The organism is Streptomyces sp. NPDC047085 (assembly GCF_040643735.1).
In the GTDB taxonomy this organism is placed as follows: domain Bacteria; phylum Actinomycetota; class Actinomycetes; order Streptomycetales; family Streptomycetaceae; genus Streptomyces.
On the sequence record NZ_JBEYUW010000014.1, the window covers coordinates 131645 to 147640 of the forward strand.

At 72.0% G+C, this 15996-nt stretch carries 13 protein-coding genes; 7 read left to right on the forward strand and 6 right to left on the reverse strand.

Features of this window, described 5'->3' with window-relative positions:
• Nucleotides 1-3: 3 nt before the first annotated feature.
• Both ABZ865_RS35155 and ABZ865_RS35160 read right to left on the reverse strand, forming a co-directional pair.
• Nucleotides 4-528, reverse strand: a complete 525-nt coding sequence (locus tag ABZ865_RS35155) for a DUF4232 domain-containing protein (RefSeq protein ID WP_361239549.1) — start codon at nucleotides 526-528, stop codon at nucleotides 4-6.
• Between the two features lie 140 nt (nucleotides 529-668).
• Nucleotides 669-2279 carry an alpha/beta hydrolase gene (locus tag ABZ865_RS35160; RefSeq protein ID WP_361239551.1) on the reverse strand — a complete coding sequence of 537 codons (1611 nt, stop codon included), beginning with the start codon at nucleotides 2277-2279 and terminating at the stop codon, nucleotides 669-671.
• Nucleotides 2280-2584: 305 nt separating this feature from the next.
• Between ABZ865_RS35160 and ABZ865_RS35165 the strand changes: the two genes are divergently transcribed.
• Both ABZ865_RS35165 and ABZ865_RS35170 read left to right on the forward strand, forming a co-directional pair.
• Nucleotides 2585-3427, forward strand: coding sequence for a chaplin (locus tag ABZ865_RS35165; protein ID WP_361239553.1), 843 nt, complete (start codon nucleotides 2585-2587; stop codon nucleotides 3425-3427).
• A 268-nt stretch (nucleotides 3428-3695) separates the two neighbouring features.
• Nucleotides 3696-4550 carry a GNAT family N-acetyltransferase gene (locus ABZ865_RS35170; RefSeq protein WP_361239555.1) on the forward strand — a complete coding sequence of 285 codons (855 nt, stop codon included), beginning with the start codon at nucleotides 3696-3698 and terminating at the stop codon, nucleotides 4548-4550.
• Nucleotides 4551-4586: 36 nt separating this feature from the next.
• Here the strand turns inward: ABZ865_RS35170 and ABZ865_RS35175 are convergent, their stop codons facing one another.
• Together ABZ865_RS35175 and ABZ865_RS35180 are read right to left on the reverse strand one after the other, a co-directional pair.
• Nucleotides 4587-5069: a nucleoside deaminase gene (locus ABZ865_RS35175; RefSeq protein WP_361239557.1), complete on the reverse strand. Its 483-nt coding sequence runs from the start codon at nucleotides 5067-5069 to the stop codon at nucleotides 4587-4589.
• Complete coding sequence (locus ABZ865_RS35180) at nucleotides 5053-6336, reverse strand: MFS transporter (protein WP_361239559.1); 1284 nt, start codon at nucleotides 6334-6336, stop codon at nucleotides 5053-5055. The genes ABZ865_RS35175 and ABZ865_RS35180 overlap by 17 nt, the downstream gene beginning before the upstream one ends.
• Before the next feature lie 118 nt (nucleotides 6337-6454).
• Between ABZ865_RS35180 and ABZ865_RS35185 the strand changes: the two genes are divergently transcribed.
• The 3 genes from ABZ865_RS35185 to ABZ865_RS35195 all read left to right on the forward strand — a co-directional run bounded on the left by ABZ865_RS35185 (nucleotide 6455) and on the right by ABZ865_RS35195 (nucleotide 9319).
• Entirely contained in the window at nucleotides 6455-6841 is a 387-nt protein-coding gene (locus ABZ865_RS35185; protein WP_361239561.1) for a MerR family transcriptional regulator, read from the forward strand.
• Between the two features lie 40 nt (nucleotides 6842-6881).
• Nucleotides 6882-7658, forward strand: coding sequence for a GNAT family N-acetyltransferase (locus ABZ865_RS35190; protein ID WP_361239563.1), 777 nt, complete (start codon nucleotides 6882-6884; stop codon nucleotides 7656-7658).
• Nucleotides 7659-7867: 209 nt separating this feature from the next.
• A complete protein-coding gene (locus tag ABZ865_RS35195; protein ID WP_361239565.1) occupies nucleotides 7868-9319 on the forward strand; it encodes a hydrolase in 1452 nt (483 codons plus the stop codon).
• A 37-nt stretch (nucleotides 9320-9356) separates the two neighbouring features.
• On the opposite strand, the gene ABZ865_RS35200 is transcribed toward ABZ865_RS35195, so the two are convergent.
• Both ABZ865_RS35200 and ABZ865_RS35205 read right to left on the reverse strand, forming a co-directional pair.
• Nucleotides 9357-12128, reverse strand: a complete 2772-nt coding sequence (locus ABZ865_RS35200; protein ID WP_361239737.1) for an exo-beta-D-glucosaminidase — start codon at nucleotides 12126-12128, stop codon at nucleotides 9357-9359.
• Nucleotides 12129-12264: 136 nt separating this feature from the next.
• Nucleotides 12265-13449: an ROK family transcriptional regulator gene (locus tag ABZ865_RS35205; protein WP_361239567.1), complete on the reverse strand. Its 1185-nt coding sequence runs from the start codon at nucleotides 13447-13449 to the stop codon at nucleotides 12265-12267.
• 135 nt (nucleotides 13450-13584) lie between these two features.
• Between ABZ865_RS35205 and ABZ865_RS35210 the strand changes: the two genes are divergently transcribed.
• Together ABZ865_RS35210 and ABZ865_RS35215 are read left to right on the forward strand one after the other, a co-directional pair.
• The gene (locus ABZ865_RS35210; RefSeq protein ID WP_361239569.1) at nucleotides 13585-15039 is read left to right on the forward strand and encodes an APC family permease; all 1455 of its coding nucleotides are present in this window, start codon (nucleotides 13585-13587) and stop codon (nucleotides 15037-15039) included.
• Nucleotides 15040-15115: 76 nt separating this feature from the next.
• Nucleotides 15116-15883, forward strand: a complete 768-nt coding sequence (locus ABZ865_RS35215) for a metalloregulator ArsR/SmtB family transcription factor (protein WP_361239571.1) — start codon at nucleotides 15116-15118, stop codon at nucleotides 15881-15883.
• Nucleotides 15884-15996 lie beyond the last annotated feature (113 nt).

Sequence of the window (15996 nt, forward strand, 5' to 3'; positions counted from 1 at the left end):
TCCTCAGCGCAGGCCGATCGCCCGGTCCGCGGCCGCCGCCGTCGGCTGCCACCACGTCGTCACCGGCTCCCACACCCGGATGTCCCGCCCGGTGCCGAGCCGGGCCGCGGTGAACGTGCGGCCCCACTGGGACGCGGACGCGGCCACCGTGAGCGAGTCCGCCCGGCGGGCCTCGGGGTCCGCCGGGTCGCCGATGGTGCGGACGGCCGCGTACGCCGTCTTCCCCGCCCCGAGCCGGTACGTGCCGCTGCCGCCCTCCGGCACCGGCAGCGCGGCCCCGTCCAGGTCACCGAAGGTGACCGTGGGCACGCGGTCGACGTCGCAGGCGCGGGTGCCCCGGTTGGTCACGCCGACGCGGACCACGGACCGGTCGGCGGGCGCGGCCTTCGCCCGCACGGTCAGCGCCTTTTCCGCGCACCGGGCGGGCGCGGCGTGCGCCGTGGCCGCCCGGCTCTGCGGCGCGGTGAGCAGCAGGGCCGCGGTGGCGGCGGAGACGGCGGGTACGGCGAGGAGGGCGCGGAAGCGCATGGTGGGTTCCCCCTGTCCTGGTCGGATGCGGTCCGGGTCTTGGTCGGTGACGTCCGGCGGATCGGGTCGGAAACGTCCGGCGCGTCGAGGCACGCCTGCCCGGTGTGACGCCCGGGACGGCGTTTGCACCATTCCGGCCGTCAGTCGGACGTGCTGGCGGTGGAGCGCCAGTCGTTCCCGTCCGCCGGGCAGGAGCTGCCGCTGGGCGGCAGGGAGCCGTACAGCAGGAAGTCGTTGACCTTGCGGTGCACGCACGTGGACGAGGAGTAGCCGGTGTGCCCGTCGCCCTTGTTGTCCAGCACCACCGCGGACGGGCCGAGTCGCCGGGCCGTCTCCACGGTCCAGCGGTACGGCGTCGCCGGATCACCCCGTGTGCCCACGAGCAGCATCTTGGCGGAGTGGACGTTCCTGACCCGGTCGCGGATGAAGTCCGTGCCCTTGGGGCGGCCGAAGCACATCAACAGCTGGGTGAGCCGGTAGCGGCCGAAAACCGGCGACGCCCGGTTGTAGGCGGCCCGCAGCGTTTCGAGGTCCTTGGTGATCCGGGCGGCGGTGGGCCGGTCGGGGTCGTCCGCGCAGTTGATCGCCATCAGCGCGGCCGGCAGGTTGTCCGCCGGGACGTCCTGGGGGGCCACGAGGCCGCCGTCCTTCCCGCCGTGCCCGTCGGCCCGCAGCGGCAGACCTATCCCGCCGGCGGCGAAGTTCAGCACGCCCCGGGTGTCGCCGTCCTCGACCAGCGAGGCCAGCGCGCGCTCCAGGGAGGGCCACAGCTCCTTGCTGTAGAGGGCCTGACCGATGGCGCCCACCAGGTCCTGGCCGGAGAACGTGCCCCCGAAGTCCGTGGGCACCGGGTTCTCGTCGAGCGAGCGCACGAGCTTCACCACCTGGTCCCCAGCCGTCCGCCGGTCCCTGCCGAACGGACAGGCGATGTCCGTAGCGCACCAGTCCAGGAAGTCGTCCAGCGCCGTCTGCTGCCCCTCGGCGCTCGCCACGCCCTGCTCGGACAGCGGCTCGGTCAGGGTGTCCACGCCGTCCAGGGCGATCCGGCCGACCTTGTCCGGGAACTGCGCCGCGTACACCGCGCCGAGCCGGGACCCGTACGAGAAGCCGAGGTAGTTGAGCTTCTTGTCGCCCAGGGCCTGGCGTATGACGTCCAGGTCCCGTGCCGCGTTGACGGTGCCGATGTGCTGCAGGACCGGGCCGGAACGCTTGGCACACTGCTCCGCCGACAGCCGCAGATGCTTCAGCACCACCTGCGGGTGGCCGATGTCGATCTCCTGGTTCGTCGCGACCGACGCCACGGACTCGCCCTCGCCGCAGCTGACGGGGGAGGAGCGGCCGACGCCGCGCGGATCGAACGCGACCACGTCGTACCCGTTGGTCAGGTCCATGAAGTCCTTGCCGCCGTCGGCGAGCTGGCTCACGCCCGCGACGCCGGGGCCGCCGAAGTTCAGCAGCACCGATCCGCGGGACGAGCCGGTCGCCCGATAGCGGGCCAGCGCCAGGTCCAGCTTGCCCGCGCCTGGGTGGGCGTAGTCGAGCGGGACGGTCACCTTCGCGCACTGGAGGTCCCGGGGCATGTCCGGCGCCTTGCAGGCCGCCCACACCACCTTCTGCCCGTAGAACCGCGACAGGTCGGGCTCGGGCCGGGCGGCCGCCGCGGGCAGCCCGGCTCCGAGCAGCGCCAGCGTGAGGGCCCCTGCTCCCGCGCCGCGCCGCACGGCGGGCCGAGTGGACAGCTTGACCAGCATCGATCGCCTCCCGGGCGCACCCGCTGGGGTCCCGGGCTACGCCCTCCTCACCATAGGCGGGCCTCGTACGGCACGCCTCCCGGCGAGCGGGACGGCGGCGCGAGCCGTACCCTTCGCCCTCTCTGTGGCTATCAATGATGAATCGATCGCTTTATAAGCAGTTCGAATGATCGCCCCACTCGTGAGGGTGAAAGAGGGTTTGGCCGTAACTCGGGCGGTTCCCCTGCGTTTTATGTGCTGCGGGTGAGTGCCCGCGATCTTCTCTGGAAGGCAGGGAACCTATGAGACGGGCTACCCGAAACGGTGTGCTCGCCGTCGCCGCCTCTGGTGCGATGGCCATGGCGATGCCGGTGGCCGCCAGCTTCGCGGCCGATGGTGCCTCCGCGGACGGGGCTGCGGCCGGCTCGCCCGGGCTGATCTCCGGCAACGCGGTGCAGGCCCCGGTGCATGTGCCAGTGAACGTGTGCGGCAATACGGTGAACGTGGTGGGGTTGCTCAACCCGGCCATGGGCAACACATGCGCGAACACCGGCGGTGCCGGCACGGGCGGGTCCGCCACGTCCGGCTCGGCCACGGCGCAGGGCGTCGCGAATGACTCGCCCGGTGTGGTCTCGGGCAACGTCGTCCAGCTCCCCGTCGACCTGCCGTTGAACGCCAGCGGCAACAGTGTCGATGTGGTCGGTGTGGCCAACCCGGTCTTCGGCAATCAGTCCGTCAACACGGGGGGTAACACCACCACCCCGCCGAGGACGACGCCGACCACGCCGACCACGCCTACTACTCCGAGCACACCCACCATTCCGGCCACGCCGACGACGCCGACGACGCCGACCACTCCGGCCACGCCGACGACGCCGGCCACGCCGACCACTCCGGCCACGCCGACCACTCCGGCCACGCCGACCACTCCGACGCCGCCCAGGACCACGACGCCGCCCAGGACGTCGACGCCGCCCAAAACTCCGGCGCCGAAGCCTCCGGCCCCCGTCAAGGCCCACCCGGCTCCGCGTCCCGTCCCCGAGTCGGCCTCGGGTCAGCTCGCCCAGACCGGAACGGACCTGACGGCCCCGGCGGTCGCCGGTGCCTTCGCCCTCGTGGCGACCGGTGCCACGCTGTACCGCCGCTACCGTCCGGTGCGCAACCGCTGATCCCGTTTCGCCGCACGGCCCCACTGGACGCAGGCCCGGTGGGGCCGTCGTCGTGCGCCCCTTCGGGGTTCGCCGCGTGATCCGGGCTCGCGCCCTCGCCCCTGCCACCGCGGGTGTGCCCAACAGGCCTGTACGCACGGCTGGTTGAGGCGCACCGACGGCCGATCCGTACGTGGCGCGGGCCCCGGCCGATCGGCAAGGATACTGCGGGCGCGGCCCGATGCCGTGCCGTCCGCCGACCGCACCTCACGGAACATGGAGCACACCGATGACGCCACCGGGCCCCCAGGACCTCGTCGTCACGCAGGCCACCCTCGCCGACTGGCCGGTGATCAGCGGGTGGGCGGCGGCGGAGGGCTGGAATCCAGGGCTGAACGACGGACCCGCCTTCTTCGCCCAGGATCCCGACGGCTTCTTCCTCGGCCGCATCGACGGCGAGCCGGTGTCGGCCATCTCCGTCGTGAACCACGGCTCCGACTACGCCTTCCTCGGCTGCTACCTCGTCCGCCCGGACCTGCGCGGCCGCGGCCACGGGCTCACCACCTGGAAGACCGCCCTGGCCCACGCCGGGAACCGGACCGTCGGCCTGGACGGGGTCGTCGCCCAGCAGGACAACTACCGCCAGTCCGGCTTCGAACTCGCCTACCGCACCATCCGCTTCACCGGACCCGCCCCCGCGGGCGAGACACCGGCGGGCGTCCGGCCCGCCACGCCCGGCGACCTGGCCGCCGTCATCGCCTACGACGGCGCCTGCTCCCCGGCCGACCGTCCGGCCTTCCTCGCCCAGTGGCTGACCGGCCCCGGTCACCGCGCCGTCGTCCGGTACGACGGCGACCGTCTCACGGGCTACGGCGTGCTCCGCCCCGGCCACGACAGCCTGCGCATCGGTCCGCTCTTCGCGGACACCGCCGACGACGTCCGGGCCCTGTTCGCCGCGCTCACCGCCGACGTCGCCGGCCGCGAGGTCGCCATCGACGTGCCCGAGCCGAACCGGGCCGGTGTCGCGCTCGCCGAGGAGGCGGGACTCAGCGCCTCCTTCGAGACCGCCCGCATGTACACCGGGCCGGTCCGTGAGCACGCCAGGGAGCGGGTGTTCGGCGTCACCACGCTCGAACTCGGCTGACCGGAAAGGTCCCTTGGGGAGGCGGGACCCGCCGGGTCAGCTCGCGGCGCCCTGGCGGCGGCGGTGCAGGTCCCGCACCTCGTCCACCAGCTCCGGCACCGGTCCCTCGACCAGCACGCCGGGGGCCACCTCGTTCACCGCGAGCGTCCGCACCGGCGCCTGCGGCACGCCCAACTCGTCGAGCCATTCGCCGAGTTGCTGGGAAGAGGCGACGTACACGATGCGGCCGAGCCCGACCCAGGCGTGCGCGGCCGCACACATCGGGCAGTGCTCGCCCGAGGTGTACACGGTCGCGGCGGCCCGCTCCGCGGGGGAGAGGTGGGCGGCCGACCAGCGGGCCAGCTCGAACTCCGGGTGCCGGGTGTGGTCCCCGCCGGCCACCCGGTTGCGGTCCTCGGCGAGCACGGTGCCGTCCTCCGCGACGAGTACCGATCCGAAGGGTTCGTCGCCCGCCTCCAGCGCCTCACGGGCCAGTTCCACACAGCGGCGCAGGTACCGCAGCTCAGTGTCCTTCACCATCGACGTCCGGCCTCCTCGCGGCACGATCTCCGACTGCGCAGGTTACGGGCACCGAGGGTGACACAGCCGCGCGCGCAGGCCCCGGCGCCGCACCGTGCCGTACGGCCGGAAAGGCGTACCGGTGCCCGCCCGCGACCGTCGCCAGCGCGAGCACGGCCGGCGGCAGCGCGGTCCAGGGCAGTGCCCCGGCGCCCATGGCGTCCAGCGCGAGCCCGCCGCTGAGCGAGCCGGCCGCGATCCCCGCGTTGTACACGGTCGTCTGCAACGAGGTCGCCACATCGGCGTCGGCCGGTCCCGAGACGTCGACCAGCGCGGTCTGAATGAGCGTCGGCGCCCCGCCGAAGGCCACGCCCCACAGGGCGACGGCGCCGAACAGCACCGCGTGCACGCCGGCGCCCACCCCCAGCAGCACCGCCGCGAACGTGGCGAGCGCCGCCAGCAGGGTGGCACGCAGATGCCGGTCGACCAGCACACCGGTGAGCCAGATCCCGGCCACCGTCGCCGACCCGAACACCGCGAGCAGCAGGCCGGTACGGCCGTATCCGGCGTGCTCGGCGAACGGGGCCACGTACGTGTACATCACCTGGTGCCCCAGCAGCAGGAACAGCGTCACGCACAGCACCGGTCGGATCCCCGGCCGCAGAGCGACCCGGGTGAGCGGCACGCGCGCGTGCGGGGGCTCGCCGGGGAATCCGGGCACCCGCAGGCACACCCACACCACGACGAGCACGGCGAGCACGGCCAGCGACCCGAAGGCCGCCCGCCAGCCCACCGCCGCCGCCAGCGCCGTACCGGCGGGCAGGCCCAGCGACAGGGCGAGGGTGATCCCCGCGAGCACGACCGCGATGGCGCGGCCGCGCCGGTCGGCCGGCACCATCCGGGCCGCGTAACCGACGAGCATCGCCCACAGCGTGCCGCCCGTGACCCCGGCGAGCAGCCGGGCCACGAAGGTGAGCGGGTACGACGACGACAGCGCGACCAGCGCGTTGCTCACCGCGAATCCCAGCAGCGCCCCGCACAGCACCGGCCGCCGCGGCAGCCCGCGCAGCGCCGCGGTGACGGGGACCGCGGCCAGGAAGGAGGCCGCCGCGTAGGCGGTCACGAGGAATCCGATCCGGGACTCGGCGACCCCCAGCCGGGGCGCCATCTCGGGCAGCAGGCCCGCGGGCAGGAGTTCGGTCAGGACGGCCGTGAAGGCGGCGCAGGACAGGGCGAGCAGCCCCGACCACGGCAAGGGACGGCCCTTGACCTGGGAGGACAGGAACATGCGACCATGGTCGAACCTTGACATCAGTGTCAAGGCAAGCGCGGCCGTGAGCGGCCCCGGAGCGGGCGGAGAAATCGGAGCGCAGACGTGAGGCGGGCATGAGGATCGGGAGGCGCGCATGAGGATCGGCGAACTCTCCCGGCGCACCGGCGTCCCCACCCGGCTGCTGCGCTACTACGAGGCACAGGACCTGCTCCACCCCGAACGCGCCGACAACGGCTACCGCAGCTATCCCGAGTCCGCCGTCCAGGACGTCCAGCAGATCCGCGGGCTGCTCGACTCCGGCCTCACCACGGAGATGATCCGCGCGATCCTGCCGTACCTGTCCGGCCCCGGGGAACTGCACCCGCCCGCCGAGTGCGTGACCCCGCGGACGGCGGCCCTGCTGCAGGGGCACATCGGCCGCATCCAGGCCCGCATCGACTGCCTGGCCCGCAACCGCGACCGGCTCACCGCCTACCTTGCCGTCGTACGGCCGGAGGACTCCGACCCGGCCGGGCGGTAATTCCGTTGCCCCACCGGGCCGCGGATGCTGGAGTGAGGCCATGGATCATGCGACGGTGCTTGCCCTCTACGACCGGGACATGCGGGAGAACGCTCGCCCCGAGGGTCCCGGAGCCCGGGTCGAACGGGCCGGTGCCGTGGTGCGCCACGTGTCCGGCGGGCAGGGCTGGAACGCCGTCCTCTGGTCCGATCTCGACGCGGCGGGCGCGGACCGGGCGATCGGCGAACAGATCGCCTACTTCACCGGCCTGGGCCGGGACTTCGAGTGGAAGCTCTACGGCCACGACCGGCCGGCCGACCTCGGCGCCCGCCTCACCGCCGCCGGATTCCGGGCCGAGCCCGAGGAGACGCTGATGATCGGCGAGGCGGCCCGCCTGGCCGTGGACACCGAGCCGCCCGAGGGCATCAGCTTCGTCGAGGCCACCGATCCGGCCGGAGTGGAACTCGTTGTGGACGTGCACGAGCAAGCCTTCGGCACCGACGGCAGCGGGCTGCGCCACGAGTTGCTCGCCCGGATCGCCGCCGACGCCGGCACCGCCGTGGCCGTGGTCGCGCTGGCCGGTGCCGAACCGGTCGGCTCCGCCCGCATCGAGCTGGTGCCCGGCACCCGCTTCGCCGGCCTGTGGGGCGGCGGCATCGTCGAGCCCTGGCGCGGCCGGGGCATCTACCGAGCGCTGGTCGCCCACCGCGCCCGCGTGGCCGCCGCCCGCGGCTACCGCTACCTCCAGGTCGACGCCTTGCCCACGAGCCGCCCGATCCTGGCCCGCCTGGGCTTCCACGCGCTGAGCACCACGACGCCGTATCTGTACGGGGCCTGACGAGTCAGTGCGGGGGCTTGACGAGCCGTCACACCGCCGCCGCAACCGGGGAGAGTCCACCCCGGTTATTGCCGGGACTTTCTGTTCACCGAGCCGTCATGCCATGTACCTTTCAACCAATCGACGCGTGTAGAACCCTCAAGCAGGCTCTACGCGCGCAGACTTGGCGCCCGCACCGCCTCTCCCCACCCTTGATGGAGGTTCGCAGGATGCTCGGATCCAGAAGATCCAGCCGCAGACTCCCCACCGCCCTGGCCGGGTTCGGACTGCTCGTCACGGCCGCGGCCCTGCAGGTCGGCACCAGTGCCGCCCCCGCGCACGCGGCCACCACGCATCGCGTCCTGTTCGACAACGCCCATGCGGAGACGGCCGGCAACGCCGACTGGATCATCTCCACCAGCCAGCCCGACCCGCTCGGCCAGGACGCCACCCCGTCCGCCGAGACCGACTGGACCGGCGCCCTGTCCTCCTGGGGCGTGGCGCTGCAGAAGACCGGCGGCTACAGCCTGAAGACGCTGCCGTCGGGCTCCAGCCTGAGCTACGGCGGCACCTCCTCGACCGACCTGTCGAACTTCGACACGCTGGTCCTGCCGGAGCCGAACACGCTGTTCACGGCCGCCGAGAAGACGGCGATCATGAACTTCGTGAAGAACGGCGGCGGCCTGTTCATGATCTCCGACCACAACGCTTCGGACCGCAACAACGACGGTTCCGACTCGGTCAAGATCCTCAACGACCTGATGACGAACAACAGCGTCGACTCCACCGACCCGTTCGGCTTCTCGATCGACGCGCTGAACATCACCAAGGACTACCCGCCGGCCATCAGCGACAGCACCGACCCCGTCCTGCACGGCGCGTTCGGCAACGTCACCAAGAGCCTGATCGCCAACGGCACCACGGCCACCCTCAAGCCGGCCGACAACCCCGCGGTCAAGGGCCTCGTCTACCGCACCGGTTACTCCGGCAACACCGGCGCCTTCTTCCTGACCAGCGCCTTCGGCAGCGGACGCGTCGCCTACTGGGGCGACAGCTCGCCGATCGACGACGGCACCGGCCAGTCCGGCAACACCCTGTACGACGGCTGGAACGACACCGGTGCCACCAACGCGGCCCTCGCCCTCAACGCCACCGCCTGGCTGGCCGGTGACGGCGCCAGCGGCGGAGGCGGTGGCGGTGGCGGCACCTGCACCTCCGCCCAGCTGCTGGCCAACCCCGGCTTCGAGTCCGGCGCCGGCTCCTGGACGGCTTCCAGCGGCGTCATCACCAACGACACCGGCGAGGCCGCCCACACCGGCTCCTACAAGGCCTGGCTGAACGGGTACGGCGCCGCCCACACCGACACGCTCGCGCAGACGGTGACCATCCCCGCCGGGTGCACGAGCGCCACCCTGAGCTTCTACCTCCACGTCGACACCGACGAGACGACCACCTCGACGGCCTACGACACCTTGAAGGCGCAGGTCCTCAACAGCAGCGGAACCGTGCTGTCGACCCTCGCCACCTACTCGAACCTGAACGCGGCCGCCGGCTACACCCAGCGCAGCTTCAACCTCGCGAGCTACGCGGGCCAGACGGTCACGATCAAGTTCACCGGCACCGAGGGCTCCACCCTCCAGACGTCGTTCGTCGTCGACGACACCGCGCTCAGCGTCGGTTGACGCCCAGGGGCCCGGCCTCGGCCGGGCCCCCACCGGGTCAGCCCGCCGGGACCGTCCGCTCCGGCGCGTTCCAGCCCGAGACCCGTACGCGCGGCGCCGAGCCGTGCAGGTCCGCGGTCCGGTAGGTGGCGGTCAGTGTCACCGACTCGCCCGGCCACAGACTCACCTCGTTGTCCGACCACTGCACGGGCAGCACCGGCTTGCCCTGGGCGTCGACCAGGTGGACGTCCGTGAACAGCGCCGGCGTCGTGCCGCTGCCCGTGTTGCGCAGGGTCACCGTCGTGGTCGACGTGCCGCCGGACGCCCGGGTCGACGCCGTCGCCGACACCGGCACCTGCGCCATCGAGGCGAGCCCCTTGAGGTCGGCGAATCTGGTCGTCGGGGTGTAGTACCAGTCGGTCTTCGCCCAGTCGAGCGTGTCGGGCCTGGTGGAGAGCCAGTACACGTTCCGGCTCACCTCCTTGCCGTCCGCGTCGGTCAGGGTCAGCCGGAGCAGGTAGGTGCCGGACAGGCCGCTCACCGACGCCGGCAGGGTGAGGGCGGTGCCGTGCGCGCCGTCCCCGTTCACCGTCACCCCGGTCACCGTCTTGTCGTACTTCTGCGTGCCGTCGGGGTTGAACAGCGTGGCCCGCGCGGTGAGTCCGCCCGCGGAATCGTGCCGGTTGTTCACGACGACGACCGAGCGGTTGTCGTAGGAGTACTGCACGTGCAGCGGCTCGTTGGCCTTCTTCGCGCCGAAGTAGGCGCCGCCCTGGTCGAGATAACGGTCCATCAGCTGCCAGTGCAGCGACGTCCAGCCGCTGTTGAACATCCAGTAGATCACCCCGGTCGCCGGCGCGGCCGAGTCGGACGCGTTGCGCCCGTAGGCCTCGTACTGGGCGCGGACGGCCTCGTACTGGGCCAGCTGCGCCTTGCGGACGTAGTCGGCGAGGCTCGTCGGGGTGCCGTAGCGGCCGGCGAGGGCGGCGTCGTAGATCTTCAGGGTGTTGAAGGTGGGGGACGGTGACCGGTGGTACTGCTTGGCCTGCGGGTTCTTCCACAGGGTGTCGAGTTCCGCGGGTGTCATCATCCGGCGCAGGCTGTCGAGCGTGGGGATGTCGGGGCCCGCGCTCGTCTCGGAGTTGAAGCCGGTGGCGCCGCCCTCGCGCTTGGCGTACCAGTAGTCCGGCGGGACCCAGTCGTAGGGCCCGGTCATCTTCATCCCCGAACGGCCCAGCTGGGGGGAGGACTTGTCGGAGGCCGCGGGAACCACCGGGGTGGGCCAGTCGGCGGCCTCCAGGGCGTCCAGGTAGTTCTTCTCGATCGTCGCGTCGGGCGCGAAGTCGCTGCCGATCAGGAAGGAGATGACGCTCGGATGGCCGCGCAGCCGGGCGGCCTCGGCGGCCATGGACGCCTTCGCGACCGGGTAGTCGGCGGCCGTCCACTTGTCCCCGGCCTCGCTGCCGTTGACCTGGCCCTCCCACTTGTCGCAGCACTCCCAGCCCGGCAGCGTGAGCACGCCGAGGCGGTCGGCGAGGTCGAAGAACTCGTCCGGCTCGAGGTGGCCTTCCAGACGGATGGTGTTCAGGCCCAGGTCGAGGGCGTACTTCAGCCGGTCCTCCACGTACGTCCGGTCCCAGCGCAGGAACTCGTCCGGGGACCAACCGCCGCCCTTGATCAGCAGTTTGCGCCCGTTGATCCGGTACTGGCGGGCGCCGTCGGCGTTCAGCGGCGCCTGGACGTCGCGGATGCCGAAGGTCTCGTGGGCGGTGTCCGAGGCCGTGCCGGCGACGGTCGCGGTGAGGTCGAGGTCGTACAGCGGCTGCCCGCCCATGCCGGCCGGCCACCACACCTTCGGCGAGGTCAGGTGCAGTCCGGGCACGTCGGCGGGGGAGAAGGTGACGGTCTTCGTCTCGTGCGCGGCGAGCTGCACGGTCTTGGTGAAGCGCGTCCCGGCGATGCTGCCGGAGACCTCGGCCGTGACCGCGTCGGCGCTGTCGTTGCGGGCCTGCGCCTTGACGGTCAGGTCGGCGGTGGCGAGGGACGGTACGGCCAGCTTGGTCACCACGTGCGCGTCGCGCAGCGCCACCGGGCCGTCGCGGCGGACCAGGACGTCACGGACGAGACCCATGCTGCGGTCCGGCGGCGGCTGGAGCCAGTCGAGCCAGCTCATGGTGAGGTTCTGGTTCGGCTCGTTGGGCTGGATCCGGAAGGCCACCGTGTTGGTGCCGGGCTTCACCAGCGAGGTGATGTCCAGCTCGTGCCGGGGATAGACGCCGGTCACGTCCGCCGCCTTCGCCACCTGGTGGCCGTTGACGTAGACGTCGGCCGCCGAGATGACACCGCTGAAGTCCAGGTGGGTGCGCCGGGAGATGTCCTCGACGATGAAGTCGGAGCGGTACCACCAGGGGACCTGGAAGTCGGCCCGCGGGATCTTCTCCATGTTGATGGAGTGGAAGGGATCCGCGTACACGCCGTTGGCCAGCAGGGCCGCCAGGACCGTGGAGCGGGGGCCCGCCGGGTACCAGCCCTTGGCCGGATAGCCGGGGGAGGAGACGGTCGCCGCCGCGTCGCTCACCTTCGCCGTGGACTGGATCGTGTACCCGGACAGCGGAGTGGCGGATCCGGCGGCCGACGGAACGTGTGTCACCCTGGCGTGGGCCGCGTCCTTGGCGTCGGCGGCGATCCCCCTGGCGTGGGCGGCCCGCTCTGGAGCGGGGTCGCGGTCCCGGGTCACGGCCCAGGCGGTGGTGGTGATCGTGCCGACCAGGCCGAGGAGTGCGGCGCTCGTGGCGAGCCGGCTTCCGGGGGCGGGGCGAGGGAACACCATGGTCTCCAAGCTCGTAAAGTTAGGAAACTTTACTAACTCGGCACAACGTAGGGGGCCGCACGGGCCGTGTCAACGACCCCGGCCGCGAGGGCCGCGCCGACCGCGCGGCGACCGCGTGCCGACCGGCGTGAACCGGTCAGCCGCCGCCCGTCCGGCGTTCGAAGACCAGATCCCGGGCCGTGCCCAGGGCCGTTGCCACCGCGCCCATGAGCACCGCGTCCTCGCCCAGCCGGCTCGGGGCGATGCTCGGCCGCAACGGGGTGAGCGTGCGCAGATGTTCGCGGACCGGCCCGAGCAGCAGGTCCACGCCCTGGCCCACCCCGCCGCCGAGCACGACGAGGTCCGGGTCGAGCACCGCGGCCGCCGCCGCCACGGTGTGCGCGATCCGCTCGCCCTCCAGCTCCACCGCCCGCACCGCCGCCGGGTTGCCCTGCCGGGCCGCGTCGAACACGGCCTTCGCGGTGAGCTGCCCGCTCATCCCGAAGCGCCGGGCCGCCTCCACCACGGCCACCCCCGACACCGCGTCCTCCAGCCGCTCCGGCTTCTGCCGCCCCGGCCAGGGCAGGAACCCGATCTCGCCGGCCAGCCCGTGCGCCCCGGTGAACAGCCGCCCCTCGCTGACCACCCCCATCCCGAGCCCGGTGCCGATCAGGATGTACGCGAAGAGCCGGCTGCCCGCGCCGACGCCGTACGTGTACTCGCCCAGCGCGGCCAGGTTGGCGTCGTTGTGCACCTCCAGCGGGACGCCCAGCTCCTCACGCATCCGGTCGAGGAGCCCCGCCCGCCCCCAGCCCGGCAGATGCATCGCGAACCGCACCCGCCGCTGCTTCTCGTCGTAGACACCGGGCGTGCCCACCACCCCGTGCACCACCTCCGCCGGGTCCACGCCCGAATTGCCGATCACCTGACGGGCGGTGCCCACGACCAGGTCGGCCATGGCGGCCGAGGCGCGGGCGCGGTTGCGCACGTCGGCGCGGGCGATCACCGTGCCGTCCAGGTCGACCACGGCCACCCGCAGCCAGCCGCGCCCGATGTCCACGCCCAGCACGTGACCGGCGGCCGGGTCCGGGGCGTACAGCACGGCGGTGCGCCCGCGCTCGGGGGCGTGGGTGCCGACCTCGCGGACCAGCCCGGCCGCCTCCAGCGAGGCCAGCGCGCTGGACACCGTCGGCTTCGACAGGCCGGTCTCGCGGGCCAGTTGGGCGCGCGACGCGGCACCGAGGGCGCGCAGCCGGTCCAGCAGCAGCCGCTCATTGGTGCTGCGCAGGCGTCGGCGGCTCCAGGGCTGTTCCTGCGGCTCTATGGCGTCACCAGCGGGCATCGCACCATTCTCATGCATTTCTGACGCATACTTGACGCCTCTAGTAAGGCTCCTTAACTTTATCGGCCAGTCAGTCCGGCCGGGCGAGTCGCCGCCCCACACGCGGTCCGTGCGCCCGTCGCGTCAGGAGTCCCCATGTCCGGTAGCCCGCCACCCACGGGTGGTTTCGTCCGCCGTGTCGGTCTGTTCCAGGCCACGGCCATCAACATGAGCCAGATGTGCGGCATCGGTCCGTTCGTGACGATCCCGCTGATGGTCGCCTCGTTCGGCGGCCCCCAGGCGGTCATCGGATTCGTCGCGGGTGCCGTACTGGCGCTCTGCGACGGGCTCGTCTGGGCCGAGCTGGGCGCCGCCCTGCCGGGCTCGGGCGGCAGCTACGTCTATCTCCGCCAGGCCTTCCAGTACCGCACCGGCCGCATGATGCCGTTCCTGTTCGTGTGGACGGCCATGCTGTTCATCCCGCTGATCATGTCGACCGGTGTGGTCGGCTTCGTTCAGTACCTCGGCTATCTGGCCCCGGACCTGGGCCGCACGTCCGGCGACCTGATCGGTCTCGGTGTGATCGCCTTGGTCGTTCTGTTCCTCTGGCGCGGTATCGAGCACATCGCTCGTATCACCGCCGTCATGTGGACCGTGATGATCGCATCGGTCGTCCTGGTGATCGTCGCCGCGGCCTCCGACTTCAGCCCCCACCGGGCCTTCACCTACCCCGCCGGCGCCTTCGACCTGGCCGGCAACCATTTCTGGCTCGGCTTCGCCGCCGGCCTGACCATCGGCATCTACGACTACCTCGGCTACAACACGACCGCCTACATGGGCGCCGAGATCAAGGACCCCGGCCGGACCCTGCCGCGCTCCATCATCTTCTCGATCGTCGGCATCATGGCGATCTATCTGCTGCTCCAGATCGGCACGCTCGGCGTCGTCGACTGGAAGCGCATGACCGACCCGAAGGACATCGCCTCCACCTCGGTGGCCTCCGCCGTTCTGGAGGAGACCTGGGGGAAGGGCGCCGCGGACACGGTCACCGTGCTGATCCTGGTCACCGCGTTCGCCTCGGTGTTCACCGGCCTGCTGGGCGGCTCCCGGGTGCCCTACGACGCGGCCCGCGACCGGGTCTTCTTCCGCCCGTACGAGAAGCTGCACCCCAAGCACCGCTTCCCGATGCTGGGCCTGGCGACGATGGGTGTGATCACCGCGATCGGTTTCCTGATCGGCCGGCACACCGACCTTGCGACGCTGATCCAGTTGCTCACCACGGTCATGGTGATCGTCCAGGCGCTCGCCCAGATCGTCGCGCTCACGGTTCTGCGCAGACGGCAGCCGGCGCTGCCCCGCCCGTACCGCATGTGGCTGTACCCGCTGCCCAGCGTTCTCGCCCTCGTCGGCTGGTGCGTGATCTACGGCTACGCCGACAAGAACTCCCCGGGGCGCCATCCCATCGAGTGGTCCCTGGCCTGGCTGGCCCTCGGCTGCGTGGCGTTCCTGGTCTGGGCGCGGCTGGAGAAGGTGTGGCCGTTCGGGGCGAGGGAGATCAGCGAGGAGTACGCGGCCGGCCGCGACCCGGACGCCCAGCCCGCCGCGACCTGAGGTGCGGCCGCGCCATTTGACCTGCAGGTAATTGCCTGCGTAACGTCGAGTGCGCGATCGGAGGGGTGACACCAGGATGGACAAGGTCTTCAAGGCGCTGGCGGACGAGACGCGCAGACGCCTGCTCGACCGGCTGCACGAGCACAACGGTCAGACGCTGGGCGAGTTGTGCGAGCGCATCGACATGACGCGCCAGTCGGTCACCCAGCACCTGGCCGTCCTGGAGGCCGCCCATCTGATCAGCACCGTGCGGCGGGGGCGGGAGAAGCTGCACTACCTCAATCCCGTGCCGCTCCACGAGATCCAGGAACGGTGGATCGACAAGTTCGAGCGTCCGCGCCTCGCCGCGCTCGGCGCCGTGAAGCGACGAGCCGAGGAAGCCATGACCGACAAGCCGAGTTTCGTGTACGTCACCTACATCGCGAGCACCCCCGAGAAGGTCTGGGAAGCGCTCACCGACGCCGACCTGACCGCTGCCTACTGGGGGCACAGCAACGTCTCCGACTGGCAGGCCGGCTCCCGCTGGGAGCACGTCCGCACCGACGGCTCGGGCGTCGCCGACGTGGTCGGACGGGTGGTCGAGAGCGAGCCGCCGAGCCGGCTGGTCACCACGTGGGCCGCGCCCGACCAGGAGGGCCAGGAGGACCGGCACTCCCGGGTCACCTTCGACATCCGGCCGCACGAGGACATCGTCCGGCTCACCGTGACCCACGAGGACCTCAACGACGAGGGCGAGCGCTCCGACGTCGCGTCCGGCTGGCCGGCGGTGCTGTCCAACCTCAAGTCGCTCCTGGAGACCGGCAGCACCCTGCCGCAGGCGCCGTGGGAGATGGGCGGCCACTGAGGCCGGACAGGAGCGAGGCCGGTCTGCCCGGGCGGACCGGCCTCGCGATGGTTGGTGGCCTTCACTTCCTTCGACGGGTCCTCCTTCCCTCGTGTCGTGTCTTTCGTGGCTCG